This window comes from Streptococcus infantis (genome assembly GCF_047460685.1).
Lineage (GTDB): Bacteria > Bacillota > Bacilli > Lactobacillales > Streptococcaceae > Streptococcus > Streptococcus infantis_AD.
In genome coordinates, this window is the sequence record NZ_JASHFS010000046.1 from 1 (window position 1) to 901 (window position 901).

Genomic DNA, 901 nt, shown 5'->3' on the forward strand with positions numbered 1-901 from the left:
TATAGTCAATTGAAACAAGAACAAGACAAAAGAGCCTCGAAAAAAGTACTACAACTTGGCAATACCTTTTTGAGATGCTTTTTGATATGGGCCCATGTTTTCTCAATAGGATTGTACTCAGGTGAGTAGGGAGGCAGTGGTAAAAGTTTATGCCCAAATTCTTCACATAAGAGCTCTAGCTTACCCATTCTATGGAATCTTGCATTATCCATAATAATAACTGATGGTGTGTTTAATGTTGGTAAGAGAAACTTCTGAAACCAAGCTTCAAAAAAGTCGCTCGTCATTGTTTCTTCGTAAGTCATTGGAGCGATTAACTCACCATTTGTTAGCCCTGCAACCAAAGAAATCCTCTGATATCTTCTTCCATATACTTTACCTCTTATTAACTGACCTTTTAATGAGCGACCATATTCTCGATAAAAATAAGTATCGAATCCTGTTTCATCAATATAAACAGGTGCTAGATGCTTTAAACTATTAAAATTTTTAAGAAATAAGGCTACTTTTCCTGGGTCTTGTTCAAAGTAGGTGTGGTTCTTTTTTTTCGAGTGTAGCCCATAGCTTTAAGAGCATAGTGGATAGTAGTTGGATGACAGTCAAATTTAGCAGCTATCTCAGTCAAATAAGCATCTGGATTGTCAGTAAGATAGTTTTTGAGTCTATCTCTATCAACTTTTCTTGGTTTTGTTCCTTTTACTTGATGGTTTAATTCTCCTGTTTTCTCTTTTAGCTTTAACCAGCCATAAATGGTATTACGTGAGATTTGGAAAATGTGTGATGCTTCTGTTATACTACCTGTTCGCTCACAATAGGAGAGAACTTTTTTACGAAAATCTATTGAATATGCCATAAGAAGATTATACCACATTATGTACTGTTTTAGGTTCATTTTACTATA

1 protein-coding gene is annotated in these 901 nt (G+C 34.7%); it reads right to left on the reverse strand.

Annotated elements, in window-relative coordinates:
• Window positions 1-5: 5 nt before the first annotated feature.
• Window positions 6-853 (reverse strand): IS630 family transposase gene (locus QM917_RS10575; RefSeq protein WP_414285730.1). Its coding sequence is split into 2 segments (ribosomal slippage): window positions 6-535 and window positions 535-853, totalling 849 coding nucleotides; the frame shifts between segments, so codons are not numbered across the junction.
• Window positions 854-901: the final 48 nt, after the last annotated feature.